1 protein-coding gene is annotated in these 1,236 nt (G+C 39.2%); it reads left to right on the plus strand.

Annotation, left to right across the window (positions count from 1 at the left end):
- The coding region (locus ACERII_RS25830) for an IS110 family RNA-guided transposase (protein ID WP_373645858.1) at positions 1 to 1,155 on the plus strand (1,155 nt) is incomplete at its 5' end.
- Between the last annotated feature and the right edge of the window lie 81 nt (positions 1,156 to 1,236).

Here is a 1,236-nt window from a genome sequence, read left to right on the forward strand (position 1 = left end):
CTTGGTTCTCCTACGGTTCAAAATAATCTCACAGGAGCTTCCTATCTTCGTGATCAAATCATTCATTTTACTAAAAAGCTAATGCCTCAAGACATTCAGATTGGCCTAGAATCAACATCTGTCTACAGCTGGCACCCAGCCATGTTTTTTCACGAGGATGAGGCCTTACAAGCCTTTCACACTAAAGTTTATACTATCAATCCTAAGTTAATTAAAAAGTTTAAAGAAGCCTATGTTGACCTTGATAAAACGGATCATATTGACGCCTGGATCATTGCCGATCGCCTACGTTTTGGACGATTACCACTGACTTCTGTTATGCAAGAACAATACATTGCACTTCAGCGTTTAACACGAATGAGATATCATCTTATGCATAACCTCACACGCGAAAAGCAGTATTTCTTACAACACTTATTTTATAAGTGTAGTTCTTTCACTGCAGAAGTAGAGAGCTCCGTTTATGGAAATGCGATGCTAGATTTTTTACTTGAACAATACAGTCTTGACGAAATTGCTTCTATGGATGTTGAACACTTAGCTAACTTCCTTCAGGAAAAAGGTAAAAATCGCTTTACTGATGCTGAGTGTATCGCTAAATCTATCCAAAAAGCCGCGCGCTCATCTTACCGATTATCAAAATGTGTGGAAGACTCGATCGACATCTTATTAGCCACTTCCATTGAGTCCATACGCAGTATTACTAAGCAGGTCAAAGAACTTGATAAAGCAATCTTAAAGATCCTGTCTGGTATTCCTAATACGCTTCAAACCATTCCTGGTATTGGTCCGGTTTACTGTGCGGGTATTTTAGCCGAATTAGGTGATATAGAGCGTTTTAAAGATCAAGCTTCGATTGCCAAGTATGCTGGTCTTACATGGACTAAACATCAGTCAGGAAAGTTTCAAGCTGAGGAGACGAAAATGATCCGTTCTGGTAACCGTTATCTCCGTTATTACCTTGTTGAAGCTGCCAACTCGGTCAAACGTTTTGATAACGAATTTAAGATGTATTACCAGAAGAAGTATCAAGAAGTCCCTAAGCACAAACATAAAAGAGCACTCGTCTTAACCGCAAGAAAACTTGTGCGTTTGGTTGATGCGCTGCTACGCAAAGACCAAGTTTACACGCCTAGAAGGAAGGTGAATAACTAGGGAAGCTGCCTTAACTGACCTTCATTAAATTCCAGTATTTTACATAAATTACTGGGTTTCTTTAACATTGCCTTTTTTCCT

Source organism: Evansella sp. AB-rgal1 (genome assembly GCF_041820985.1).
Classification (GTDB): Bacteria; Bacillota; Bacilli; order Bacillales; family Salisediminibacteriaceae; genus Evansella.